1 protein-coding gene is annotated in these 829 nt (G+C 34.7%); it reads right to left on the bottom strand.

What is annotated here, in order from left to right; genetic code table 11:
- A partial coding sequence (locus tag GMD4S_RS09635) for a DUF6287 domain-containing protein (RefSeq protein ID WP_001034438.1) occupies positions 1 to 596 on the bottom strand: 596 nt, incomplete at its 3' end.
- Between the last annotated feature and the right edge of the window lie 233 nt (positions 597 to 829).

Consider the following 829-nt stretch of genomic DNA (forward strand, 5'->3'; position numbering starts at 1 on the left):
GTCTCAGGGTTACGACTATCTTGACCTTTTGATACCTTTAATCCAACTACAGATTCGTACTTTTGATCATTTGTAAACCAAGTCGCATCTACTTCTCCAGAATTCTTAATAATGTATTCATTACCAGATTGACTACGCCAAGTGCCTTCTAAACTAGACAAATCATTGTTCTTGATTGCTTCAATATCTAGTTTTGGAACGGTAGTTTCTTTCTTTAACTTGCTAACAAGTGCTTCTGCTTCAGTAATTTTGGTATCTAAAGCAGTCAGTTGATCCTTGAGTTTCTGAATTTCCTCTTGTTTATCCTTATCAGCCTCATCTGTTTTTCCTTGGCTTGTAGACGATTGACTTGTTGACTCTGTAGTTGAAACAGCAGACGATGCTTGATTTGACTCTTTCTTTCCAATCAAAGAATGCGAGAAAACACTTACTAGGATTATAGCAACCAAAATACCGAGGACTAACCCAATATAGATTTTAATGTTTCTAGTTCCTCTCGCAAACTTTTTAGTTGACTGCGCCTCTGCTAATTCTGATGCAGTCGGCTTGCGGCCATTGACCTCCTCAAATTGTTTTACCCATTCTTTCTTATTCATAATTTTCTCCTTTTTGATTTCTATTCAGCCAAGCTTACGAGACTTCATCCGTTATTATCCATGGATTTTTATAATTTTTAGAAAATCTATGCAAAAAATTCTAAAATGATTAACAGCCTATAGTCCTCTAAAACGGAACGAAAACAAGTACTTGTTAATATATATTATACCACAAAAATATAAATTTTAGTTTTTATTTATAAGCAGGAGACACAGACGTTAAACAGAACCCA

This window comes from Streptococcus sp. GMD4S (assembly GCF_000296955.1).